This is a genomic window from Streptomyces roseolus (assembly GCF_014649855.1).
Lineage (GTDB): Bacteria > Actinomycetota > Actinomycetes > Streptomycetales > Streptomycetaceae > Streptomyces > Streptomyces roseolus.
Genome location: NZ_BMTV01000011.1, coordinates 52226 through 74165, shown reverse-complemented (window position 1 = coordinate 74165; position 21940 = coordinate 52226). Strand labels below are relative to the sequence as shown.

Here is a 21940-nt window from a genome sequence, read left to right as displayed (position 1 = left end):
CGGGCCCCGCGCGGTGACGGAACGGCCGACGGCACCGGGGCGCCCCAACCACTGTGAGTACAAGGAGTGAGGCATCGTGAAACTGGACTTCCTGGAACCTGTGACCACCGGGAAGGGGCCTTGGGCGAGCGTGTACGTCACCATGGGCTCGGCCGACGAGGCGAGCGCGACGCGCCGGGAACTGTCCTGGCGGGAGCTGTGCCGGTCCCTCGAGGAGCAGGGCGCCGACGACGGGACGGTGGACGCGGTACGGACGGCCCTCGAGCGCTCGTCACCCGACGCCGAGCACCGGTCTCTGGCGCTCTTCGCCTCGGAGGGGCGCGTCGTCCTGGAGTGCCCGCTCACCCACGAACCCGGGCGCCCCGACGCCACGTGGTCCGCCCTGCCGCACCTGTCCCCCCTGCTGGAACTCTCCGGGCAGGAACCCGCCTGCCTCGTCGCACGCGTCGACCGGTCGGGCGCCGACCTCGAACTGCACGACGTCGGCCGGGGCAGGGACCTGGGCGAGGTGGAGGGCCGCGACTGGCCGCTGCACCGCGCCTCGGCCGGCGACTGGTCGGTGAAGCATTTCGACGCGTCGGTCGAGAACACCTGGGAAGAGAACGCGGCGCTCGTCGCCGAGGAGATCGCCCGCACCTGCGGATCGGTCGGCGCCGAGGTGATCGTGCTGGCCGGCGGAGCACGGGAGTGCCACGCCGTACGCGATGCGCTGCCCGCCGAATTGCGCGACGTCACGACGATCAGCGAGCACGGCGGCCGGGCGGCGGGAGCGGACAGTGCCCACCTGATGGCCGACGTCCAGGCGGCGCGCATGGACCACGCCGCACGGCGGACCGAGGCCGTCCTCGACAGGTTCCGCGCCGGCCGCAACGCCTCCGGCCGCCCGGACGCGGCCGTCGAAGGTGTACCCGCCGTCGTCGAGGCAGCTCAGGAGCACCGCATCGACACCCTCCTGCTCCTGGGCACCGGCCCGGACCTGAACCGCGAGGTCTGGGTGGGAGACGGGCCCGACCAGATGGCCGTACGACGCTCCGAGGCGCAGCTGCTCGGCGCCGGCGACCCCCGCACGGCGAGGGCGGACGACGCTTTGCTGCTCAGCACGGCGGCCGCCGGCGGGGAAGCGGTCGTCCTCCCGGGCGACGGCGAGGGGGACGGCACGCCGGCGGGCGGAGTGGGCGCGCTGCTCCGGTGGCCCCGGAGCGACGAGGAGAAGGCAGCGGCGGAACGGCGTTGACGAGAAAGGTTCAAGGATCATGCAGCGTGGCAGCAATGCGGCGGGCCCCCGCCGCGACGAGGAAATGAAGCACGAACTCCAGGGTTATCTCGCGTCGGGCCAGTCGACCCACGCGGAGGACTTCCACGACCCCGAGCCGCCGGCCGACGATGACCCGGCGGCCGCGGGAGCGTCCGGCAGCCTCCAGGCCGAGATCGCGCGTCACACCCAGCGCTCGGCCTTCCCCACCGACGCGCGGAGCCTGCTCACCGCGCTGGAGGAGGAGCACGCCCCCGGAGAGCTGGTGGACGCGGTGCGACGGCTCCCGCAGGACGGCCGGTACGAGACGCCCGCCGAGGTGGCTCGCGCCCTCGACGACCTCGCCGCGTAAGCGAGGAGGGAGGAGACCCCGATGACATCGGCGGTTACCGAAGAGACGTGGAACGAGTTTCACTCCGTCGTCAACATGACGTCACGTGAACTGGGGGACTGGCTGCGGACCCAGGCGGCGGACGAGAACACCGAACAGCCGCCACCGCACGCCGGGCATGAGACCGGCCGCCGCGTACTCGCCATCCTCGCCAAACGCCCCGGCGACCTCACCGAAGCGGACGTCGAGGTGATGCAGGAGGTCATCGATACCGTCCGGGCGCAGCGCAAGCCCGAGCTGGAGCCGGAGGCGGGCGATGGGCCATGGCGGCACGCCCTCATGGACATCGGCCACGATCCGCTCAAGCCGCCCTCGGAATCGACCACCTGAGAGCCTGACGGCGACGTCGCGCCTCCGCCGCTTGAGCGAAATTCCGGGGAGAGGGACATGCATCATGCTGCGGTCGATCTCGGGGGCGTATGGAGGATGACAACGCGCGTGTGAGGCAGTCAGTCTTTGTTCGAATTGGACTGGTGCGAGGCGTTCCAGCGCCGAGTGACGGTGATGCCGCTTGCATGGAAAGACCTGCTTGCCTCGGCGGTTTTTCAGGAGGCCCGTAGGGCATGTTCATGCCGATGAGGCGCGGTTCCGAAGGGGGAAGGCGGTCGGCATGATCATCAGGCACTCAGTTGAAGGCCGCGTTCTGCATCTGTCGTTCCCGCATGACCTTGGTGTCGCCGACCGTGCGGCCGCCGCCCTGCAGATCGAGGCACTCCTGCTCGAGCGGCGGCCGCAGCGGGTACAGGTGCAGCTAGCGGTAGTCGATCCCTCGCCTGCCTCATTCAGCGTCATCGCTCGTACTCGGCGACTGTGCGAATACCTTGATGCGCCCCTGTCCGTTGTCGGCCCTGCGTCCGTCGCCTCGCCGGTCACACCCGCAGCGGCATGATCGGCAGCGGGTTCGTCCTCCACCGGCCTGCTCGGACACAAGCTCACGGACGCGCAGAGCGGCGAAGCGGTGCCAGCGCTGGATCCGGTCTGGCGCAGCCGGCCTGACGCCCCCTCCCGGCCTGAGGCCAAGGCACGCGCGTTCCTCGAGCAGGCGGCGGAAGCCGGCCAGTGTCCAGCGCTCGCCGGTGAGCGAGTCCTGCCCGGGCATCCTGACGGCCTGTGCCATGAGCTGCTGCGGTTGTGTCCGCCAGTCGACTGCCAGTGCCCGCAGGCCAGGCACTCTGCGCGTCGACGCAGGTCCGAAAGGCGCAGCAGGCCGCTGAAGTCCATGAGCACGACACCGTGCATATCGATCAGAAGGAAGCGCTCATGAGCGGTGACCCGTCCAGCGTCCGCTGGAGTACCGGGCCGACCGCCGCGTCGAGGTCTCCGTCAGCGCCGATCAGGACCGTGGTTCCACGTCGCTCGGAACTCAGCGGCCCAAGGCCTTCTTGAGCTCCTGCTTGTTCATGGACGAGCGGCCCTCGACCCCGCGCTTCTTCGCCTCGGCGTAGAGCTGGTCCTTCGTCGGTCCCTGGGAGCCGCTGTGCGAGCGCTCTCCGCCGCGCTGCGATGCGGACTTCTTGTCCCGTGTGGAGGTCTTGCTCGCGGTGGCGGACTCGCCGGAACGGGCTCGTTCCTTGTTCACGGTTCGCGCGGCGAGTTCCTTCGCCCGCTTCTCGGAGGCACCGCGCTTTTCGGCGCCTTCCTTGATGTGCTCGTACTGGCGCTCGCGCTTCGCGTTCGATCCTGCCGGCATCATGCTTCCTTTTCCGAGGGGAGCGCGGCCCGTTCGGCCGCATGTGCCTGTCCGGCTACCCGGCGGCCGGCGCCTCATTCGGCACCACTCCCATCCCATGTGAAGTCCCCGAGTCGCGCGAACGGACGGCGACCGAACGAGGAGCGGGGGACGTTCTTCTCAGGACCTGTGAGGCCGCTGACCCGCGGCTTTCGCCGAAACCCGCCGAGCAAGCGGTAGCGGTGAACTTCTTGTCGCGAACATGAAAAGCCGGGGGCGGGGCACGGCGCCCATAGAAACGGACAGCGACGAGGAAAAGCCCCTCCGGGCGAACCGCGACAGGCCGATGGCGGGGCGTGGCCAGGACGTGAGGCCGGACGGGCGGGACGAAACCGTGGACGAGCGGGCGGACCGCCGCTGGGGCGAGCTCCTACAGGAGTTGCGGGTGGCCCAGACGGGGATGCAGATCCTGTTCGGTTTCCTGCCGGCCGTGGTCTTCCAGCTCCGTTTCGCCGAGCTGAACGACATCGACCACGCGATCTTCGCGATCACGGTGGGATTCGGCGCGGCCACGGTCGGCGCCCTGGTGGGCCCCGTCTCGCTGCACCGCCTGGTCTCCGGCAAGGACTTCAAGCCGCAGACCGTCACCATCGCCTCCCGCATGACCCTCGTCGGGCTGTTGTTGCTCTTCTGCACCATGGTGATGGTCTTTCTGCTCATCCTGCGGGTGGCGTTGCACGACACCCTGGCGTTCTGGCTGGTCGGCGTTATGGCGATGTGGGTCGCGGTCTGGTGGTTCGGCATACCACTGTGGGCGCGACACCGTGCCCATCGCATGTCCCGGCGCTGAGCCGGCGCTGTCCCGTACCGGTGGCGTCGGTCCTCGGGGCCGGGGCGCGGCGGATGCCGACACGTTTACCTCCCCACGTACGGGTACGAGATCAGCTCCTTTGTCTATGGTGGGGTGGGTTCTGTGAACCAGGGTCTGGTACTCCTCGCGGCATGGGCGCAGCTCGGGCTGTTGCTCGCCGTGGGCGCCTACTTCGTGCTGAGGGGCCGGTGAACCGGCCGGTGCGCCTACGAGGGCGGCGGCCGACGGCCGCCGGGGTGATGGCGCTCGTGGCCGTGGCGGCGGTGGCCGGGTGCGCGGGACCCTCCCGTACGGACGAGGACTACCGGCGCAAGGCGGCCAACACCGCCGAGGCGGCGGCCTCTGCAGTTTCCACCGCCCGGCTGGCGGTGGAAGCGGCGAGAAGGGGCCGGCTGACCGGCCCGTACGTGTCGGTGCTGCTCGGCGAGGCGGAGACCGACCTGCTGGCCGCCCAGGGGACGTTCGAGTCCCGGCAGCCGCCGGGCGAGACGGCCGACACCGTGCGCGAACGCCTCGGCCCCCTCCTCGACGAAGCGGCGGACGCGTTGGCGGAGGTACGGATCCGGGCCCGCCGCGGCGAGGTCCGCGAACTGGCGGAGCACACCGGGGACCTGCGCGAGGCAGCCGAGCGGCTGGAAGGGTTCGAGGAGGAGATGTCGTCGTGAAACGCCTCCTGGCCGTCACCCTCGGCATCCTGACTGCGATCGGCGGCTTCGTGGACATCGGCGACCTCGTCGCCGCTTCCCTCGTGGGCGCCCGGTTCGGCTTCTCCCTGGTCTGGGTGCTCCTCGTCGGCGTGGTCGGCATCTGCGTATACGCGGAGATGGCCGGCCGGGTCGCCGCCGTCGCCGGGCGCCCCACCTTCGACCTGGTCCGCGAGCGGCTGGGGCCGCGGACGGCCCTGGCCAACCTGGTGGGCTCGCTCCTCGTCACGGGGCTGACCCTGGCGGCGGAACTCGCCGGTGTGGCGCTCGCCATCGAGCTGATCAGCTCCGTGGCCCACCTGCTGTGGGTCCCGCTGGTGGGCTTCGCGGTCTGGCTGGTGATCTGGCGGACCCGGTTCGAGACCATGGAACGGGTCTTCGGCCTGGCCGGTCTCGCCCTGGTGGTCTTCGTGGTCGCCGTCTACCGGCTCGACCCGGCCTGGGGCTCGGTGCTCGAACGGGTCACGCACCCCGAGGTGCCCGGCGGCGAGGGCCTGCCGACGTACTTCTACTACGCCATCGCCCTGTTCGCGAGCGCCATGACCCCGTACGAGGTGTTCTTCTTCTCCTCCGGCGGCATCGAGGAGAAGTGGAAGCGCAAGGACCTGATCACGGCCCGGATCAACGTCTTCCTCGGCTTTCCCCTCGGCGGGTTCCTCGCCCTGTCGATCATGGCGGCGGCGGCGCTGCTGCTGCATCCGGCGGGGATCGCGGTGGAGCACCTGTCCCAGGTGGTGCTCCCGGTGGGGTACGCGCTGGGCAAGCTCGGGCTCGGGCTCGTGCTGATCGGCGTCTTCGCGGCGACGTTCGGCGCGGCGCTGGAGACGGCGCTCTCCTCGGGCTACACGGTGGCGCAGTACTTCGGCTGGACCTGGGGCAAGACCGCCGCTCCGCGGACGGCGTCGCGGTTCCACGCCGTGGTGATCGTGGCCCTGCTGGCGGGCATGACGCTGGTCCTCACCGGGGTCGATCCGGTCATGGTCACCGAGTACTCCCTGGTCTTCGCGGCGGTCGCGCTGCCGCTGACCTATCTGCCCATCCTCGTGGTGGCGAACGACCCCGAGTACATGGGCGAGGCGAGGAACGGCAGGTTCGCCAACCTCATGGGCGGCCTGTACCTCGTCGTCGTCCTGATGGCGGCGGTGGCCGCCATCCCGCTGATGATCGCGACGAAGGCAGGTCTGTGATGCCGGACGAAGAGGCGGACGCGCGCGAGGAGACCCGGACCGGGCCGGAGGCACGGTGGGCGGGACGCGCGTACAGCGCCCGTTTCCACCTCCTGGACCGGCAGGTCGTCGACGGGGACGACCGGCCGGTGTGCAAGGTCGACGACCTGGAACTGGAACTGGACCCCGACGGCCCTCCGCGGGTCACCGCCGTGTTCGTCGGGCCGGCCGCGCTCGCGCCGCGTCTGGGCGGGAAGACGGCCCGGTGGCTCGCGGCGGTGCAGCGGCGCCTGAGCGTCGGCGAGGGCGAGGGCCCGGCCCGGCTGGACTTCGGCCGTGTCACCGGCATCGGTGCGGTGGTCCGCGTCGACCTGCCCGAGGAGAACGTCGGGGTGCACGCGCTGGAGGACTGGACGCGCGAGAACGTCATCGGACGACTTCCGGGGGCCGACCATGCGTCTGGCTGATCTGATGGGAGCCCGCGTACGGGACCGCGACGGCCGGGAGATCGGGCACGTCAGCGACGTACGGCTGCGCGAGCACCCGGCCCCGGACGGGGCTTCGGCGGATACCGTGCTGAAGGTCGAGGGCCTCGTCGTGGCCACCCGCGTCCGTGCCCGGCTGATCGCCTACGACCACCGGCCCGTCGACGGGCCCTGGCCGCTGGCGCGCCTGGCCCGCAGGGCCGCCCGCGGCGCCCGCTGGGCGCCCTGGCCGGTCGTGGCCGCTCATGAGCCGCCCGACCGGCTCGGCGACCTGGGAACCGTACTGCTGGTCGTGCCGGGTGCGGAACTGGTCCCGCTGACAGACGTCCATCATGGCTGGAACACCACGCCATCGCCCGGTTCAGGAGCCGGATGACCGCGTCGTGCCTTTGACCGGAGAAGGTGCCTTCAAGGTTTTCGTCAAGCCGTTGCCGGGGTGGGCGGTTGGTAAGAGGCGCCGCCCCGGAGCATGGCGAAGAGGAGCCGATGCGACCCCGGGGCAGGGCGATGAGGGCGGCGATGTGATGTTTTCCCTCGCGGCGTTTGCGGCCGTAGTAGGTGCGTGACTTACGAGCTGGTGCGTGACTGGGGCGGAGGCGTGTAGACGGGGCAGATTGGCTGCGTGGACCTGGACGATCCAGCGCGAGAGTCGATCGGCGCCTGAGAGTACTGCGCCAGCACCAGGGCCAGCTCGTCGTAACGGGCGTCGATCTCGCCCTGGCCCGGGTGATCTCTGGCTCCACCGTCCCGGTCCCACGGCATTCGTTCCGCCTGGCGAAGGTCGCCCACTGCTCGCGCTCCAGCTCCACCGTGGCGTCGCTCGCGGGTCAGACGCGTTACTCGTCGGCCTCATCCCAGTCGTCGCCCTGGAAGTAGTGCGGCTTGCCGTCGATATCCCCAAGGCCGGCGTGCGGCCCGCTGTACCACGTCAACTCGTCGTACACGCGCTCGAAGCCGTCCGCGATCAGCTGCACTTCGTCCCAGGTCTCAGCCACACGCGCAGGCTACCGATGAGCGGTCTTGGTATCCATGATCACGATCTACGGCTGGAGTATGAGAAGCTGTTGGTGTGGCTGATGGTCGGCTGCGGGTTGCGTATCGGTGAGGCGAGTGCCGTGACGCTGCAGCAGTTCGACTTCGAGGCGGGCATGCTCTATGTGGACCGGCAGGTCACCCAGGACGGCGAGAACGAGAAGCCGAAGACCGCCCGGTAGAAGGCGATCACCAAGGGGCGGGGGCGGGCCCACTGTGTCCGGCACCTGAAATGGCGCGACATGGACGAAGGCCGCGCCGTCCCGCTGCCCGCCTCCATCGCCGCCAAGGTGAAGAAACACGTCAGGGTGTACGGCACCTTCCGTGTGGAGGAGGGGTCGAACCGGCTCAGGGGTGATGACGTGTTCTCCGACGTCGGGCGCACGAACATCCTCATGTGCTCGCTCGTCGACCGTCTCTGGCGTGGCGCCAGGAAGGCCGCCGGCATCACCAGGAAGATCACGCCGCACTGGCTGCGGCACTTCTTCGCCTCGGCCGGTCTTTCCGAGGGTGTGCCCGTGTCGGACATGGCCGAGTGGCTGGGGCACCGTGACCCTCGCATCACGTTCGAGACGTACGCGCACGTCATGCCCGACGCGCCGGAGCGGCTGAGGAACCTCATGGACGCTGTCTTCACCCGGGAGGCCGAACTGACTCTGCCTCTGGAGTTCGACGCGCTCGTCCCGGCCGCCTGATGAGACGTGAGGCCGACAGTCCTCGACGAGGACTGTCGGCCTCACGTGTCTGCTCACCCCTCGCCACCCGATCCGTGGCCGAATGCCCGAGTTCAACGCTCCGTAGTCAGCACCGAACCAGCACGGGAGAGGTGCGCAGGGGTGCTGACGTGGGGTTTCAGGTCAGCACCAAACCAGCACCGTAGTGAGAACCCCGTCGTCAAACTGAGGCAGAAACAGCCATATCTGACGCCCTCCTGTGGCGTGTGCAAACCCCTATCCGGAATGTGTTCGACCGTCTCGGAGGGCCTCCGCATGGTGGCCGCCCGCACCTTCGGCCGCCGAACTATGGTGTGCAGCCACATACACGCGTGACCAGCCGGTTTCTACGGTGTGGCGACACGAACACGTCCCCATCACCTGCTCGGAAGTGGTGCACATGGCCGCCGCAACACACGCTCCCACGCCGCCTGGATCCATCAAGCGGATCGTCGCCGCCAGCCTGATCGGCACCACCATCGAGTGGTACGACTTCTTTCTCTACGGCTCGGCCGCCGCCCTCGTCTTCAACACCCTGTTCTTCCCCAGCGCCGACCCGCTCGTGGGCACCCTGATCGCCTTCGTCACGTACGCCATCGGGTTCGCCGCCCGCCCGCTCGGCGGCATCGTCTTCGGCCACTTCGGCGACAAGATCGGCCGCAAGAAGCTGCTGGTGCTCAGCCTCCTGATGATGGGCGGCGCGACCTTCGCGATGGGCCTGCTGCCTACGTACGAGACGATCGGCGTGTGGGCGCCGATCCTGCTGACGCTGCTGCGGCTCGTCCAGGGCTTCGCCCTCGGCGGCGAGTGGGGCGGAGCCGTCCTGATCGTCTCCGAGCACGGCGGCGACAAGAACCGCGGCTTCTGGGCGTCCTGGCCGCAGGCCGGCGCCCCCGGCGGCAACCTGCTCGCCACCGGCGTCCTGTCCCTGCTGGCCGCCGTCCAGTCGGACGCCGCCTTCCAGTCCTGGGGCTGGCGCATCCCGTTCCTGCTCTCCGGACTGCTCGTCATGATCGGCCTGTGGATCCGCGTCTCGGTCTCCGAGTCCCCCGTGTTCCTGGAGGCGCAGGCCAAGGCGGAGGCGGCGGCCGCGGCGGGCGCCAAGGAGGAGGCACCGGTCGTCGAGGTCTTCCGGCGCAGCTGGCGCGAGGTACTGTCGGCCATCGGCACCCGCTTCGGCGAGAACATCTCGTACTACATCCTCACCTCCTTCCTCCTCGTGTACGTCACCGTCCACCTGGAGCTGCCGAAGAGCACCGCCCTGAACGCCGTCCTGATCGGCTCGGCCGTCCACTTCGTCACCATCCCGCTGTGGGGCGCGCTCTCCGACCGCCTCGGCCGGCGCCCGGTCACGCTGATCGGCTCGGGAGGCATGGCGATCTGGGCGTTCGTCTTCTTCGGCCTCGTCGACTCGAAGTCGTTCCTCGTCATCACCCTGGCCGTCACGGCCGGTCTGCTGCTGCACGGCGCGATGTACGGGCCGCAGGCCGCCTTCATCTCCGAGATGTTCGACACCAAGGTCCGCTACTCGGGCGCCTCCATGGGCTCCCAGCTGGCATCGATCCTCGCCGGAGCCCTCGCCCCCATCATCGCGGTCGAACTCCTCAAGGACTACGGCAGCTCCACGCCCATCAGCGTCTACCTCTGCGCGGCCGCCGTGATCACCACCATCACCGTCGCCGTCACCCGCGAGACGCTCGGACGCGACCTCACCCGCAACCACCGGGACGAACCGGCCGCGGCGGCCCCCGCGACCACCGCCACCGCTGTCGGTGACCGCGCGTAGCGCCCGCGCCGCCCCGGCCGCCGTCATCTCGCGCTGATGACGGCGGCCGGGCCTGTCCGTCCCCTCACCCACCCGGCCGCGAGGAGGCCCCATGACCGCCGGCCGGCGCATCGAGCCCCGTACGCCGTCTTCCGCCGAGTCCCGTACGCCGTCTCCTCCCGGGTCCCGTACGCCGTCGCCCACCGAAGCGGCCGCCCGTCGCCTCCTCGACCTCCTGGCGGCCGGTGCGCCCGGCGAGGAGCTCGCCGCGCAGGCCGCCGGGGCACGGGCCGCCGGGGCCGCTCCGGAGGACGTGGCGTGGATCGAGGAGACCACCGGGGCCGCGCTCGCGGTGCGGCGGGTGCTCGACCAGTACCGGCGCAGGGAAGCCGAGTTGGTCGCCCTGTACGACACGGCCGGCGACCTGGCGGGCCTGCGGGACCTCGACGCGGTGCTGCGGGCCATCGTCCGGCGGGCCCGTACGCTGCTCGGCTCGGACGTCGCCTATCTGACGCTGAACGACCCGGCCGCCCACGACACGTTCATGCGGGTCACCGAAGGGTCCGTCTCGGCCGCCTTCCAGCAGCTGCGGCTCGGCATGGGGGAGGGCCTGGGCGGTCTCGTCGCGCAGACCGCCCGGCCGTACGCGAGCACCGACTACCGCACCGACCACCGCTACCGGCACACCGGGCCGATCGACGACGGAGTCGCCGAGGAGGGCCTCCGCGGCATCCTCGGCGTCCCGCTCCGGCTGGGCGAGGAGATCATCGGGGTCCTCTTCGCGGCCGACCGCTCCCCGCGCGAGTTCACCCCGGACGCCATCGCCCTCCTCGCCTCGCTCGCCGACCACGCCGCCGTCGCCATCGACAGCGCCCGCCGCCTGGAGGAGACCCGCACCGCCCTCGCCCGGCTCGAAGCCGCCAACGCGACCGCCCGCGCCCACGGCGAGGCCCTCCACCTGGCGTCCGACGCCCACGACCGGCTCTCCAAGCTGGTGCTGCGCGGCGCCGGCACCGACGAGGTGGCCGCCGAGATCGCCGTGCTGCTCGGCGGGGGAGTGGCGGTCCACGACACCGACGGCAGCGAACTCGCCCGGATCGGCACCGAGCCGGTGACGCCCGCCGCCGCGAGCCTGGCGGCCTCGCGCACGGAAGGCCGGGCGGTACGCGCCGGCGGCGTCTGGACCTGCGCCGTCCTCGCCGGCGCCGAACCCCTCGGCAGCATCGTGCTGACCGGGCGCGAGGACCTCTCCGAGGCGGACCGGCGACTGTTCGAACGGTCGGCGCTCGTCACGGCGATGCTGCTGCTGGTCCGCCGCTCGGTCGCCGAGACCGAGGACCGGGTACGCGGCGAACTCCTCGACGACCTGCTCGCGGGTCCCGCCTCCTCGGCCCACTGGGACCCGGGCAGCCTCGCCCTGCGCGCCCGGCGCCTCGGCGTGGACCTCGCCCGCCCCCACGCCGTCGCGGTCGTCGACTGCGAACCCGCGCTGCGTTCCCGGCTCGCCGCGGAGGCCGGCCGCGCGGCGCGCCGGCTCGGCGGCCTGGCGGGCAGCCGCCGGGGCCGCACCGTCCTGCTCGTCCCGTGCGACGAGGCCGGGCCCCTCGCCGACGCGCTCGCCGCGGGCCTCGCCCGGGGCGTCGGCGCGCCCGTCACCGTGGGCACGGCGGGCCCCGGCACCGGCCCGGACCGCCACGCGGTCCTCCACGCCGAGGCCCTCCGCTGCCTCACCGCGCTCCACGCCCTCGGCCGCACCGGGGAGGGCGCCGACGCCGCCGCCCTCGGCTTCGTCGGCGTCCTGCTCGGCGACCGCGCCGACATCACCGCGTACGTCGACCGCGTCCTCGGCCCGGTCCTCGCCTACGACGCCGAACGCGGCACCGAACTGGTCCGCACCCTGTACGCGTACTACGACCAGGGCGCGAGCCTCGCCCGCGCCAAGGACGCCCTCCACGTCCACGTCAACACGGTCGTGCAGCGCCTCGACCGTGTCGCCCGTCTCCTCGGCCCCGACTGGAACACACCCGACAGCGCCCTGGAGATCCACCTGGCTCTGCGCCTGCACCGACTGTCCCGGGGGACCTCCGGGCCGGTGACCGACGGGCGCGTCTGACGAGGGGCGCCGCCCCGGCCCGCTCCTGGTATGGACCTGACAAATGAAGCCCGCTACCGTAACCGGAGAGCGCTCTGAGAGCGCTCTCAGCGTTTGCTTCCCCCACACCAGGAGGTTCCGTGAAACGCACCACCCCCCTGCGCTCCACCTCCCTCGGCGCCGCCCTCGGCGCCCTGCTCCTGACCGTCGGCCTCGGCGCGGCCTCGGCGACCGCCGCCCCGCACCCGGAGCCCGCCGCGCCGCCGCCGTCGGCGTCCGCCGGGCTCCTCGACGCCATGCGACAGGACCTCGGGCTCACCGCGGCGCAGGCCGAGGAGCGGCTGCGCGCCGAGAAGGCGGCCGCCGAGGTGGAGGGCACCGCCCGGCAGCGCGCGGGCGCCGCCTACGGCGGCTCGTGGTTCGACCCGGCGGCCGGCCGGCTCGTCGTCGCCGTCACCGACCGCGCCAAGGAACCCGCGGTACGGGCGCTGGGCGCCGACACCCGCCTGGTCCGCCACAGCGCCGCCGCCCTCGACCGCGCCAAGGCCCGCCTCGACGGCCTCCGCGCCCCCGCCGGAGTGGCCGGCTGGCACGTCGACCCGAAGGCCAACAGCGTCGTGGTCGACGTCGTCCGCGACGAACGGCACACCCCCGCCGTGCGGGCCTTCCTCGACCGGGCCCGCGCCACCGGCCTCGTGACCGTCGCCGAGACGGCCGAGGCGCCCCGCACCTACGCGGCCGGCACCGTGGGCGGCGACCCGTACTACACCGGCAACGTCCGCTGCTCCATCGGCTTCTCCGTGCACGGGGGCTTCGTGACGGCCGGTCACTGCGGCCGGGCCGGCGCGGCCGTGCGCGGCTGGGACGGCTCCGCCATGGGCACGTTCCAGGGCTCGTCGTTCCCCGGCGACGACTACGCGTACGTCTCGATCCACAGCGGCTGGTGGACCGTACCCGTCGTCCTCGGCTGGGGCACCGTCCCCGACCAGCTCGTACGCGGCTCCGCCGAGGCGCCGGTCGGCGCGTCGATCTGCCGCTCGGGCTCGACCACGCGCTGGCACTGCGGCACCGTCCTGGCCAAGAACCAGACGGTCAACTACAGCCAGGGCGCGGTGCACCAGATGACCAAGACCAGCGTCTGCGCCGAGGGCGGCGACTCCGGCGGCTCGTTCCTGAGCGGTGACCAGGCCCAGGGCGTCACCTCCGGCGGCTGGGGCAACTGCTCCACCGGCGGCGAGACGTGGTTCCAGCCGGTCAACGAGATCCTGGCCCGCTACGGGCTGCGCCTGCACACGGCCTGAGCCCGGCCAAGGCCACCGGGTCAGCTCAAGGCCGTCGAGGACCGTCGGGGCCGGCGAATCCGCCGGCCCCGACGCCGGGTTCGCGGGTCGGTGGTTCGGCCCGCGACCTCGGCCGGACGGCGGCGGACGAGATCGGCGAAGGCGTCGTCGGGGAGGGGTGGTCGGCGGTGAAGCGGGCGGTTCCCTTCGACAGGCCGAAACCGGCAGGCCGTTCCCGTACCGCGTCGACCGCCTCCGGGATGAAGGGGAAGGCGCTCACGTGCTCCCTGCCGGCCCGGAACCTGAGGAGCGGTTCGCCGCCGTGCCGCAGGGCCGCCGTGCCGTGGCTCCGTCCGTCCTCCGCGCCCGGCGCGATCGCCCGGATCCGCCGGAAGGCGTCCCGCGAGGCCGCGTCCGGACCGTCGAAGCACTCCTCGACCTCGGTCGTCCCCGCGCTCCCCTCCCGCGAACCGGCCGAACCGGCAGAACGCGTCGCACCACCCCAGCCATCCGGAGCGGAAGCTTCCCACGCCACCGACGGCACCACGGGTACCGACGCCCCCGCCTGCACCGCCGTGTCGACGCCCCGCCTACGGCTCCGGGCGCGAGCGCTCCGCTTCGAGGGCGTCCGCGCGCACCGTGAGGTCCGCCGCGATGTCGTCCCAGTCCGGCCCGTGCAGCCACAGGTTCTCGGCCGCCTCCCGCAGGAGCGCCGGCTCGTCCGGCCGTTGCAGGAGCAACAGCCGGTAGGCGAGGTTCCGGACCCAGACGGGCAGGCGGCCGTCGACGACGTGGGGGCAGAGCTCGCGCAGCATGGCGTGGATCTCGTCGGCGCCGGCGAAGGTCAGCCGTTCGACGAAGAGGAACTCCCGGTGGTCGCGGTCGCACTCGGGGGCGGGGGAGTACTCGTCGCCGTACAGGCACCGGGCGTGCCCCGTCAGCGTGCTGTGCATGACGGGCACCCTACGCGCCGTTCCCGCTTCGGTGCCGGGCGGTTCCTGGTCGCGTCCTAGTCGCGGTACTCGCAGAGGTAGGCGGTCTCCTCGGCGACCTTGAGCTGGAACGTGCTGTCGGCGGGGACGTCGAACTTCTCGCCGGCGCCGAAGGTCCGCCAGTCGTCGGAGCCGGGCAGCTTCACGGTCAGGGCGCCGCTGACGACGTGCATGATCTCCCGCTTGCCGGTGCCGAATTCGTAGTCGCCAGGTGCCATGACGCCGACCGTCGCCGGTCCCTCGGCGCCCGTGAAGGCGAGGGACTTGACCGTCCCGTCGAAGTACTCGTTGACCTTGAACATGGGCGTCCTCCAGGAAGCCGAGCAGGGCTGGACACCGGCTGAACGCGCCGGCCGCTGCAGCCTAGCGGCCCCTTCGCGTCACTCCTGACCTGGGCCTGACACGTCCTCCGCCGAGAGAACCCGGGGCAGGAACGGCAGCAGGCTCCCGGCCGCCGCCGGGTCCCCGGCCAGCCGGCCGGCCGTACGGACGCCTTCCTCGTCCAGTGCGCCCCCGCGTACGAGCCCGATGGCCTCGTGGACGCCGTCCCCGTTCCCGTACGCGAGCATCGCGAGGAACCAGCGGACCGCCTGCACCGGGTCCGGCGCGGTGCCGAAGCCGTCGCGGTACCAGCAGGCGGCGGCGTTCATGGCGCCGGTGTGGCCGCGCTCGGCGGCCCACACGTACCAGTGGAGGGCCTCCTCGTCCCGGTCCAGGGAGGACAGCCGGTCGGCGAGGACCGCGCCGGCGACGTCGATGCCCTGCTGCGCGGCCGTGCGCAGCAGGGCCAGGGACTCGTCGACGTCGTCGGAGAGCCGGCCGAGGTTCAACGCCGCGTACGGGTCGCCGGCCTCCGCCGCCGCCCGGAACAGCCTCTCGGCGCCGTCCAGGTCCTCCGGGACCCCGAGGCCGCTCGCCAGCAGGTGGCCATACGTGCGCTGTCCGGCCGGGTGGCCCGCCTCGGCCGCCGCGCGGGCACGCGCCACGGCCGCGGGCAGCGCGGACTCGTCCGCGTACTCCAGGAGGATCCCGGCGAGCAGCGCCGCCGCGTCCGCCGAGCCCGCGTCGGCGAGCCGGGCGAGTTCGCCCGTCACTCCCATGGCGAGTTCGGCTCCCTCCTCGCTGCCGTCCATCGCCGCCCGCACGAAGGCGTGCCCGGCGGCCGTCCAGTCACCCGCCGCGGCCGCGTTCCGCCCGACGTCCAGATCTCCCATGCTCGGAAGGCTATAGGGGAGCACCGCCCCGCCCCCCCAGCGGCCCCGAGACGGCAGGGCGGGCACATCCGGTCGCGCGGGACGCGGCACGACGGCCTTCCGAACGCCTAGGCCGTTTCTTTCGGATCACGCCGGGCTCGCGGCGTCTGGCACGCACGCTCACCGCGTTGTCGTCAGTCGCCGATGCTCCGCATGGACTCCCTCCTCCGCCTTGCGAGCGCACGCACCAGACGCCGCTCCCTGATCCGGCCTGATCCGAAAGAAACGGCCTAGCGGAGGGCCGCGGCGACGAGGCCTTCGAGGGCCTCGCGCGGCACCTCGCCGCCGCCGTTCACCAGGCGGTCGAAGACCAGGCCGTCGACGCAGGTCAGCAGGGTGTGCGTGCGGTTCTCGACGTCGTTCACGCCCCGGTCGGCGAGGAACGTCCGGACGGCCTGGCGGCCGGGGTTCTCCCGGGGGACGAGGATCTCGCGCAGCTCCGGGTCGCGCACGCTCTCGACGGCGCAGGCGTAGCGGGCGAGCGACCGGCGGCGGCCCTCGCCGCCGAGCCGCTGCCGGGTGAGCGTCACCAGGCCGTCCACCAGTTCCTCGGCGGTGCGCAGGGGCGGCAGCCGTTCGGCCGTCGTCCGGAGCTCCTCCTGGTCGAGCCGGACCAGGCGGGTGACGAGGGCGGTGAACAGGGCCGCGCGGGTACGGAAGTACGCCGACGTGGTGCCGGACGGCAGCGCGGCCCGGCGGTCGACGGCCCGATGGGTGAGGCCGCGGATCCCCTCGTCGGCGAGTACGTCGAGTGCCGCGTCCGCGAGGAGGGTGCGCCGGTCCGGAGTCATGCCCCCTTTCTACACCCGTAGAAGCGCGGCGGAAGAGTCGCTAGAGTCTCTTTCTACAGATGTAGAAGACCGGGGAGGCGGCATGGGCGGCACGGCAGTGGTGGTCGGAGGCGGCATCGGCGGGCTCGCCGCCGCGATCGGCCTGCGCCGGATCGGATGGGAGGTACGGGTCGTCGAGCGCGCGCCGGTGCTCCAGGACGCGGGCGCGGGCATCTCCCTGGCCGCCAACGGCATCCGGGCGCTGGACGAACTGGGGGTCGGCGAGGCCGTCAGGAGCGCCGCGCGAGGCCAGTACAGCGGCGGCACCCGCACACCGGCCGGCGGCTGGCTCACGCGGATGGACGGCGCGCTCCTGGAGAAGGCGGTCGGCGCGCCGATCGTGGGCATCCCGCGCGCCACCCTCCATCGGCTGCTGCGCGAGGCCCTGCCCCCGGACGCCCTGCTGATCGGCTTCGACGCCGGCTCGGTCCGGCAGACCGCGCCCGGCACGGTGCGCGTGGAAGACGGCCGGGGGGAGGCATGGGAGGCGGACCTGGTGGTGGCCGCCGACGGCATCGGCAGCAGGATCCGCAGCGGGCTCTTCCCGGCCCACCCGGGCCCGGTCCACAGCGGTTCGACCGTGCTCCGCGCCCTCACGGAGGAAACGGTCGACCTCCGCACCGACTTCGAACTGACCTGGGGGCGAGGGGCCGAATTCGGCCACATCGCCTTCCACGACGGACGGGCCGAATGGCACGCCGTCCTCACCCTTCCCGCCGGCACGCGCTTCCCCGACCCCCTGGCCGAACTGCGCCGACGGTTCCACGACTGGCACGACCCGATCCCCGCGCTGCTCGACGCGACCCGGCCCGACGCGGTGCTCCACCACGACATCGGCGAACTCCGCACGCCGCTCCCCTCGTACGCGGTCGGCCGCATCGCCCTGCTCGGCGACGCGGCCCACGCCATGACCCCCAACCTCGGGCAGGGCGCCTGCCAGGCATTGGAGGACGCGGTCACCCTCGCCGCGGCGCTCGCCACCGCGCCCACCACGGACGCCGCCCTCGCCCGCTACGACGCCGAGCGGCGGCCCCGCAGCCAGGCGGTCGCCCGGGCCGCCCGCCAGGCCGGGCGGATGGGCCAGCAGCTCTCCCACCCCCTGGCCGTCACCCTGCGCAACACGGCGATGCGCCTCACCCCGTCCCGCACCGCGACGCGCATGATCCTGCGCCACCACGCCTGGACACCGCCCCGACTGCACTGACCGCCCCCCGAGGCGGGGGCGCGCTCCGGCACCGAGCCCCGCCTCGACGCGTGCGCCGCGGCCTCCGCCGAGGCGTCCTGCCCCGCGTTCCGGCCCGCTCCGGCCACCTCCCGACTCCATCCGTCCAGGTGAGTTCACGGTCTCCACCGCAACCCCGCCCCCGCCGGAACGTTCCACCGGGTGTTCCCCGTTCCGCTCTCCTCACCCCCTGGAGCACCGCAGATGCGACCCCCGGTGTCGACTGGCGTCCCCCGCGACCGGAACCGGCGGCCCGGAGGGGCGGAGGGGGCGCGCGGCGTGCTGGTGGGGCGGGCACCCGCGCCGGGCGAGGTGGGGGACGCGTACGACGCGGTCGTCATCGGCTCCGGGGTCGGCGGGCTGACGGCGGCCGCCTGCCTCGCCCGGCAGGGGCGCAAGGTGGCGGTCTTCGAACAGCACTATACCGCCGGCGGCTACACCCACGCCTACCGGCGCCGCGGCTGGGAGTGGGACGTCGGCATCCACTACGTCGGGCAGCTCGCGCCGCGCGAGCCGGTCCGCGTCCTGTCCGACTACCTGACGGACGGCGCGCTGCGGTGGGCGCCGCTGGGGGACCCGTACGACGAGTACCGGCTGGCCGACGAGGTGCACCGGGCGCCCGTCGGGTTCGCCGCCTACCGGGCCGGCCTGATCGCCCGTTTCCCGGCCGAACGGTCGGGGATCGAGGCACTGTTCAAGCTCGTCGCCCGCTGCCGGGCGACGCTTCCCGTCCTCGCGCTCGGCCGCCTCTCGGGCCCGGTGGCGCGGCGCCTGACGGGCCTGCTGCGACCGGCGGCCGTCCCGCCCGAGGCGCTGCGGCCGGCCAGGGAGGTCGTCGCGGGCCTCGTCCGCGACGAACGGCTCCGGCAGGCGGTGCTGACCCCGGCCGTCCTGCTCCTCGCCGACTCCTCCTCCAAGCTGCCGTTCTTCCTGGTCGCGGTGCTGTTCGAGCACTTCAGGAACGGCGCCTGGTACCCCGTGGGCGGCAGCGCCGCCATCGGCCGGGCGATGGTCGCCCCCATCCGCGGCGCCGGGGGAGAGGTCTACGTCCGCACGCCGGTCGACCGGATCGAGCTGGACGGGACGCGGGCGGCGGGCGTGGTGCTGGCGGACGGCACCCGCGTACGCGCCCCGGTCGTGGTCAGCGCGGCGGGCGCCCACCACACGTACCGCACCCTGCTGCCGAGCCGGTCCGGCCCCGACGGGCGGGACGACCCGGTGCGGGGCATGCGCGAGGGCTTCCCCTTCGTGCTGCTCTTCCTCGGCCTCGACGGCGATCCGTCGGAACTGGGCCTGCCCCGGCACAACCTGATGGTCACCGACGGCGACTGCGACGCCTTCTTCGACGGTGCCGGCGGGCGCACCAGCGGCCTCTTCCTGTCCTTCTCCTCCGCCAAGGACCCGACCTGGACGGCCCGGCACCCCGGCCGGTCCACGGGAGAGATCCTCGCGTACGTCGATCCGGACCTCTTCGCCCCCTTCCGCGGCTCGCGCCGGCGCGACCGCGACCCCGCCTACCTCGCCCTGAAGTCCGAACTCACCGAACGCCTCCTCGACCGGCTGTACGTCCACCTGCCCCGCACCAGGGGCCGGGTGGCGTACCACGAACTCGGCACCCCGCTGACGGCCGAGCACTTCACCCGCTGGCCGGGCGGCAGCCTCTACGGCCTCGCCAAGGACGTCGCCGCCTTCGGCGACGGCACCCGCCCCGGTCTCGCGGACCGCCTGCGTCCGCGCACCGAGTTCGACGGGCTGTACCTCGCCGGCCAGGACGTCCTGGCCGGCGGCTTCCTCGGCGCGGCCACCGGCGGCCTCCTGGCCGCCCACGAAGCCCTCGACCGCCCCGGCCGCAGCCGCTTGTGGGGGGCGCTCCTGAGGAACGTCCTCCGCCCCACGGCGTAGCACCGCCGCGGACGAATCAGGATGACGGCCGGGGAGGGGGCGGGCTAGCGTTCCGTCCGTGACCGCGGCCGACGAGGACATCGACGACAGGCCCGGCGTGTCGATCCGCTGTCAGGAGAACGCGTCGGTGGGCGTGCGGCTCTGCGACCGGTTCGACTTCGACGCGGACTCGGTGCGCCACGCGGTCGAGCTGCGGGCCCCGGGGCTGACCGCCCGGGCCGACGGGGTCGTCGCCTGGAAGCGGGGCAGCGGTCTCGCGCCCTTCCTGGAGGCGCTCGCCGCCGACCACCGGGGATGGGACGGGGAGCGCACCTGGCAGACCGACGACCGGGATCTCGTCGTCTCGGCGGTGTTCCGGTCCGGCGGGCACGTCGGCTTGACCTGGACGCTCAGGCCGTGGCGGACGGCCGCCGGCGGATGGGGCGCGTCCGTGACCACGTGGGGGGAGGCCGGTGAGCAGATGGGCTCCCTGGCGGCGGACGTGCGCCATTTCCTCACGTGACGGCCGGCGTGCCCGAGTGCCCGCCCGGGCTGTTGCCGCTCCGCTCCGGCTCTCCGTCGTCAGAGCGAGGCGAGCCGGTCCACCAGGAGGTCCGTCCTCCGCTCGGCGTCCTCCGGCGGTAGCCGCCGCGCCTTGGTGAGGGTGGCGAGGCCGTGCAGGGACGCCCAGAACACCTCGGTGAACAGGCCCGGGTGGACACCGGCCCCGGCGACCTCTTCGAGGTTCTCCAGCAGGGCGGCGAAGGCGTCCTTCAAAGGCTGCGGGGTGGACTCCTGCGCGAAGGCCAGGCCGCCGTCGAGCTGGAACATGGCCTCGTAGACCGCCGGGTTGCGCAGGGCGAAGTCCAGATACGCGCGGGCCAGGGCGGCGGCCCGGCCGCGGGGCCCGTCGGCGGCGGAGGCCGCCGCCCGCATCGACACGGCCAGTTCGGCGGCGCCCTGGAGGGCGACGGCGCCGATGATCTCGCGCTTGCCACGGAAGTGGCTGTAGAGGACGGGCTGGCTGTACTCGATGCGCTCGGCGAGCCGGCGGGTGGTGACCGCGTCCCAGCCCTGCTGCTCGGCGAGTTCACGGGCCGTGGCCACGATGAGCCGCTCACGGTCCGCCCGCTCGCGCTGCTTGCGTTCCTGTACCGACATGCCCTGACCCTAGCACTGCTAGACAATCGAGCGACAGTAGGTCTAGTGTTGACCTGTCAGCTAGCAACGCTAGATGTCAGGAGGGGTGGTCATGCTCGACGCGCTGGAGGTCCTCACCACGGTGGTGGTCGGAGTGATGGTGGGGGTGGAGTTCTCCGTCGCCTTCGTCATGAACCCGATATTCAACGGACTCCCGGACGACAGCACCGTGCTCGCCCGGGCCCACGGAGGCCGGATGCTCGGCGCCGTGATGCCGGTCTGGTACCTCGGCTCGCTCGCCCTGGTGGCGGTCTGGGCCGTCGCCCGGCGGCACGACCCGGGCACCGGTCTCGTCGTCACCGCCGGCGCGCTGCTGCTCGTCAGCGTGATCATGTCGGTCGCGCTGCTCGTCCCGATCAACAACCGCGGCAAGACGTGGACGCCCGAGAACCGGCCCGCCGACTGGAAGCAGCAGGCAGGCCGCTGGGACCGGTACCACTACGTCCGCGTGGCGGTCATCATCGCCGCCTTCGCCCTGCTCGTCGCCGCCCTGAGCTGAGCCGGACACCGGGACCCGGCTCGTCGCCGCGCGGGGAGCGCGCGAGGACGGCGAGGGAGTCGGGTTCCGGGACCCAGGTCCCGGAACCCGTGGGTCAGGAGAAGACGACCGACCGCACCAGCAGCCGGTCCGAGGCGCCGCCGCCCGGGCGCAGGCTGTAGAAAGCGTCGCCCTCGCAGTTCGCCTCCAGGAAGACCACGGCCGTCGCGTCGGTGCGGTTCTTCGGCGCGTAGGCGGCCGAACCCGGCTCCGAGCCCGACCCCTGGATGTTGATGCAGGTGCCGCTCTCGGGGTTGTTCAAGAAGCCGACCGCCTCGTACCCCTCGGCCGTCCGGTACGTGTAGCGGAACTGTCCCTCGGCGGCGAAGGCCGAACCGGGGGCGGTGACGAGGAGGAGGGCGGCGCCGGCGGCCGAGGCCAGGGCGGAGCGAAGACGCATGGGGTTCCTTGTTCGCGATCGGACTCCGCCGAGAAGCGGAGAGGGCACTGCGAGCGCTGCCCCTCGCGACGGCGCGGCACTCCTGATGTCACCCGGACGGGTGCTGCGGAATCGTTTGCCCAGCTCAAGTGGCGGTGCGCGCCCCGAACCGGCGTGATCGCGTGCAGCCTCCGGCCCGCCGCCGAGGCCGCCTCGACCGGGCCG

General features: G+C 72.7%; 25 protein-coding genes. 17 read left to right on the top strand and 8 right to left on the bottom strand.

What is annotated here, in order from left to right; genetic code table 11:
- Positions 1–76 precede the first annotated feature (76 nt).
- From IE245_RS15300 to IE245_RS15285, 4 genes are all read left to right on the top strand, one after another.
- Entirely contained in the window at positions 77–1234 is a 1158-nt protein-coding gene (locus IE245_RS15300) for a baeRF2 domain-containing protein (RefSeq protein WP_189947639.1), read from the top strand.
- Between the two features lie 19 nt (positions 1235–1253).
- Positions 1254–1604, top strand: a complete 351-nt coding sequence (locus IE245_RS15295; protein ID WP_189947637.1) for a DUF2795 domain-containing protein — start codon at positions 1254–1256, stop codon at positions 1602–1604.
- Between the two features lie 21 nt (positions 1605–1625).
- Positions 1626–1973 carry a DUF3140 domain-containing protein gene (locus IE245_RS15290; protein ID WP_189947635.1) on the top strand — a complete coding sequence of 116 codons (348 nt, stop codon included), beginning with the start codon at positions 1626–1628 and terminating at the stop codon, positions 1971–1973.
- A 280-nt stretch (positions 1974–2253) separates the two neighbouring features.
- On the top strand, positions 2254–2532 hold the full coding sequence (locus IE245_RS15285) for a hypothetical protein (RefSeq protein WP_189947632.1): 279 nt from the start codon (positions 2254–2256) through the stop codon (positions 2530–2532).
- A gap of 474 nt (positions 2533–3006) precedes the next feature.
- On the opposite strand, the gene IE245_RS15280 is transcribed toward IE245_RS15285, so the two are convergent.
- Positions 3007–3333 carry a plasmid stabilization protein gene (locus tag IE245_RS15280; protein WP_189947630.1) on the bottom strand — a complete coding sequence of 109 codons (327 nt, stop codon included), beginning with the start codon at positions 3331–3333 and terminating at the stop codon, positions 3007–3009.
- A gap of 373 nt (positions 3334–3706) precedes the next feature.
- On the opposite strand from IE245_RS15280, the gene IE245_RS15275 reads away from it, so the two are divergent.
- From IE245_RS15275 to IE245_RS15255, 5 genes are all read left to right on the top strand, one after another.
- Positions 3707–4162, top strand: coding sequence for a DUF6328 family protein (locus IE245_RS15275; protein ID WP_373305331.1), 456 nt, complete (start codon positions 3707–3709; stop codon positions 4160–4162).
- A 257-nt stretch (positions 4163–4419) separates the two neighbouring features.
- Positions 4420–4848: a hypothetical protein gene (locus IE245_RS15270; protein ID WP_189947628.1), complete on the top strand. Its 429-nt coding sequence runs from the start codon at positions 4420–4422 to the stop codon at positions 4846–4848.
- Positions 4845–6074, top strand: a complete 1230-nt coding sequence (locus IE245_RS15265; protein WP_189947626.1) for an NRAMP family divalent metal transporter — start codon at positions 4845–4847, stop codon at positions 6072–6074. Before IE245_RS15270 ends, IE245_RS15265 begins: the two co-directional genes overlap by 4 nt.
- A complete protein-coding gene (locus tag IE245_RS15260) occupies positions 6074–6520 on the top strand; it encodes a hypothetical protein (protein ID WP_189947618.1) in 447 nt (148 codons plus the stop codon). The genes IE245_RS15265 and IE245_RS15260 overlap by 1 nt, the downstream gene beginning before the upstream one ends.
- On the top strand, positions 6507–6914 hold the full coding sequence (locus tag IE245_RS15255) for a hypothetical protein (protein ID WP_189947616.1): 408 nt from the start codon (positions 6507–6509) through the stop codon (positions 6912–6914). The genes IE245_RS15260 and IE245_RS15255 overlap by 14 nt, the downstream gene beginning before the upstream one ends.
- Positions 6915–7374: 460 nt before the next feature.
- On the opposite strand, the gene IE245_RS15250 is transcribed toward IE245_RS15255, so the two are convergent.
- Positions 7375–7533, bottom strand: coding sequence for a hypothetical protein (locus IE245_RS15250; protein ID WP_189947614.1), 159 nt, complete (start codon positions 7531–7533; stop codon positions 7375–7377).
- Between the two features lie 279 nt (positions 7534–7812).
- Here IE245_RS15250 and IE245_RS15245 point away from each other — a divergent pair, with 279 nt between their 5' ends.
- From IE245_RS15245 to IE245_RS15230, 4 genes are all read left to right on the top strand, one after another.
- Positions 7813–8265, top strand: coding sequence for a tyrosine-type recombinase/integrase (locus tag IE245_RS15245; protein WP_189947612.1), 453 nt, complete (start codon positions 7813–7815; stop codon positions 8263–8265).
- Positions 8266–8683: 418 nt separating this feature from the next.
- Positions 8684–10069, top strand: coding sequence for an MFS transporter (locus IE245_RS15240; protein WP_189947610.1), 1386 nt, complete (start codon positions 8684–8686; stop codon positions 10067–10069).
- A 91-nt stretch (positions 10070–10160) separates the two neighbouring features.
- Positions 10161–12161, top strand: coding sequence for a helix-turn-helix domain-containing protein (locus tag IE245_RS15235; RefSeq protein WP_189947608.1), 2001 nt, complete (start codon positions 10161–10163; stop codon positions 12159–12161).
- A gap of 119 nt (positions 12162–12280) precedes the next feature.
- Entirely contained in the window at positions 12281–13441 is a 1161-nt protein-coding gene (locus IE245_RS15230; RefSeq protein ID WP_189947606.1) for a S1 family peptidase, read from the top strand.
- A gap of 569 nt (positions 13442–14010) precedes the next feature.
- On the opposite strand, the gene IE245_RS15225 is transcribed toward IE245_RS15230, so the two are convergent.
- From IE245_RS15225 to IE245_RS15210, 4 genes are all read right to left on the bottom strand, one after another.
- Positions 14011–14373 (bottom strand): hypothetical protein, encoded by a 363-nt coding sequence (locus tag IE245_RS15225; protein ID WP_189947604.1) that lies wholly within the window; start codon positions 14371–14373, stop codon positions 14011–14013.
- 56 nt (positions 14374–14429) lie between these two features.
- Positions 14430–14714 (bottom strand): pyrimidine/purine nucleoside phosphorylase, encoded by a 285-nt coding sequence (gene ppnP, locus IE245_RS15220; protein WP_189947602.1) that lies wholly within the window; start codon positions 14712–14714, stop codon positions 14430–14432.
- A gap of 78 nt (positions 14715–14792) precedes the next feature.
- A complete protein-coding gene (locus IE245_RS37720) occupies positions 14793–15626 on the bottom strand; it encodes a tetratricopeptide repeat protein (RefSeq protein ID WP_189947600.1) in 834 nt (277 codons plus the stop codon).
- 269 nt (positions 15627–15895) lie between these two features.
- A complete protein-coding gene (locus IE245_RS15210; protein ID WP_189947598.1) occupies positions 15896–16456 on the bottom strand; it encodes a TetR/AcrR family transcriptional regulator in 561 nt (186 codons plus the stop codon).
- 82 nt (positions 16457–16538) lie between these two features.
- On the opposite strand from IE245_RS15210, the gene IE245_RS15205 reads away from it, so the two are divergent.
- The 3 genes from IE245_RS15205 to IE245_RS15195 all read left to right on the top strand — a co-directional run bounded on the left by IE245_RS15205 (position 16539) and on the right by IE245_RS15195 (position 20121).
- On the top strand, positions 16539–17699 hold the full coding sequence (locus tag IE245_RS15205) for an FAD-dependent monooxygenase (protein ID WP_189947596.1): 1161 nt from the start codon (positions 16539–16541) through the stop codon (positions 17697–17699).
- 297 nt (positions 17700–17996) lie between these two features.
- Positions 17997–19619, top strand: a complete 1623-nt coding sequence (locus IE245_RS15200; protein WP_189947594.1) for a phytoene desaturase family protein — start codon at positions 17997–17999, stop codon at positions 19617–19619.
- Between the two features lie 58 nt (positions 19620–19677).
- Entirely contained in the window at positions 19678–20121 is a 444-nt protein-coding gene (locus tag IE245_RS15195) for a DUF6228 family protein (RefSeq protein ID WP_229851298.1), read from the top strand.
- A gap of 59 nt (positions 20122–20180) precedes the next feature.
- Here the strand turns inward: IE245_RS15195 and IE245_RS15190 are convergent, their stop codons facing one another.
- Positions 20181–20759, bottom strand: coding sequence for a TetR/AcrR family transcriptional regulator (locus IE245_RS15190; protein WP_189947592.1), 579 nt, complete (start codon positions 20757–20759; stop codon positions 20181–20183).
- A gap of 91 nt (positions 20760–20850) precedes the next feature.
- Between IE245_RS15190 and IE245_RS15185 the strand changes: the two genes are divergently transcribed.
- Positions 20851–21297 carry an anthrone oxygenase family protein gene (locus IE245_RS15185; protein ID WP_189947590.1) on the top strand — a complete coding sequence of 149 codons (447 nt, stop codon included), beginning with the start codon at positions 20851–20853 and terminating at the stop codon, positions 21295–21297.
- A 94-nt stretch (positions 21298–21391) separates the two neighbouring features.
- On the opposite strand, the gene IE245_RS15180 is transcribed toward IE245_RS15185, so the two are convergent.
- Positions 21392–21736 (bottom strand): hypothetical protein, encoded by a 345-nt coding sequence (locus IE245_RS15180; protein ID WP_189947589.1) that lies wholly within the window; start codon positions 21734–21736, stop codon positions 21392–21394.
- Positions 21737–21940 lie beyond the last annotated feature (204 nt).

Excerpts from the sequence above, each read along its gene's own strand:
- IE245_RS15295 (WP_189947637.1), top strand. The coding sequence starts at position 1,254 with ATGCAGCGTGGCAGCAATGCGGCGGGCCCCCGCCGCGACGAGGAAATG.
- IE245_RS15185 (WP_189947590.1), top strand. The coding sequence starts at position 20,851 with ATGCTCGACGCGCTGGAGGTCCTCACCACGGTGGTGGTCGGAGTGATG.
- IE245_RS15210 (WP_189947598.1), bottom strand. The coding sequence starts at position 16,456 with ATGACTCCGGACCGGCGCACCCTCCTCGCGGACGCGGCACTCGACGTA.
- IE245_RS15225 (WP_189947604.1), bottom strand. The coding sequence starts at position 14,373 with ATGCACAGCACGCTGACGGGGCACGCCCGGTGCCTGTACGGCGACGAG.
- IE245_RS15255 (WP_189947616.1), top strand. The coding sequence starts at position 6,507 with ATGCGTCTGGCTGATCTGATGGGAGCCCGCGTACGGGACCGCGACGGC.
- IE245_RS15260 (WP_189947618.1), top strand. The coding sequence starts at position 6,074 with ATGCCGGACGAAGAGGCGGACGCGCGCGAGGAGACCCGGACCGGGCCG.
- IE245_RS15190 (WP_189947592.1), bottom strand. The coding sequence starts at position 20,759 with ATGTCGGTACAGGAACGCAAGCAGCGCGAGCGGGCGGACCGTGAGCGG.
- IE245_RS15285 (WP_189947632.1), top strand. The coding sequence starts at position 2,254 with ATGATCATCAGGCACTCAGTTGAAGGCCGCGTTCTGCATCTGTCGTTC.
- IE245_RS15280 (WP_189947630.1), bottom strand. The coding sequence starts at position 3,333 with ATGCCGGCAGGATCGAACGCGAAGCGCGAGCGCCAGTACGAGCACATC.
- IE245_RS15240 (WP_189947610.1), top strand. The coding sequence starts at position 8,684 with ATGGCCGCCGCAACACACGCTCCCACGCCGCCTGGATCCATCAAGCGG.
- IE245_RS15205 (WP_189947596.1), top strand. The coding sequence starts at position 16,539 with ATGGGCGGCACGGCAGTGGTGGTCGGAGGCGGCATCGGCGGGCTCGCC.
- ppnP (WP_189947602.1), bottom strand. The coding sequence starts at position 14,714 with ATGTTCAAGGTCAACGAGTACTTCGACGGGACGGTCAAGTCCCTCGCC.
- IE245_RS15290 (WP_189947635.1), top strand. The coding sequence starts at position 1,626 with ATGACATCGGCGGTTACCGAAGAGACGTGGAACGAGTTTCACTCCGTC.
- IE245_RS15235 (WP_189947608.1), top strand. The coding sequence starts at position 10,161 with ATGACCGCCGGCCGGCGCATCGAGCCCCGTACGCCGTCTTCCGCCGAG.
- IE245_RS37720 (WP_189947600.1), bottom strand. The coding sequence starts at position 15,626 with ATGGGAGATCTGGACGTCGGGCGGAACGCGGCCGCGGCGGGTGACTGG.
- IE245_RS15180 (WP_189947589.1), bottom strand. The coding sequence starts at position 21,736 with ATGCGTCTTCGCTCCGCCCTGGCCTCGGCCGCCGGCGCCGCCCTCCTC.
- IE245_RS15245 (WP_189947612.1), top strand. The coding sequence starts at position 7,813 with ATGGACGAAGGCCGCGCCGTCCCGCTGCCCGCCTCCATCGCCGCCAAG.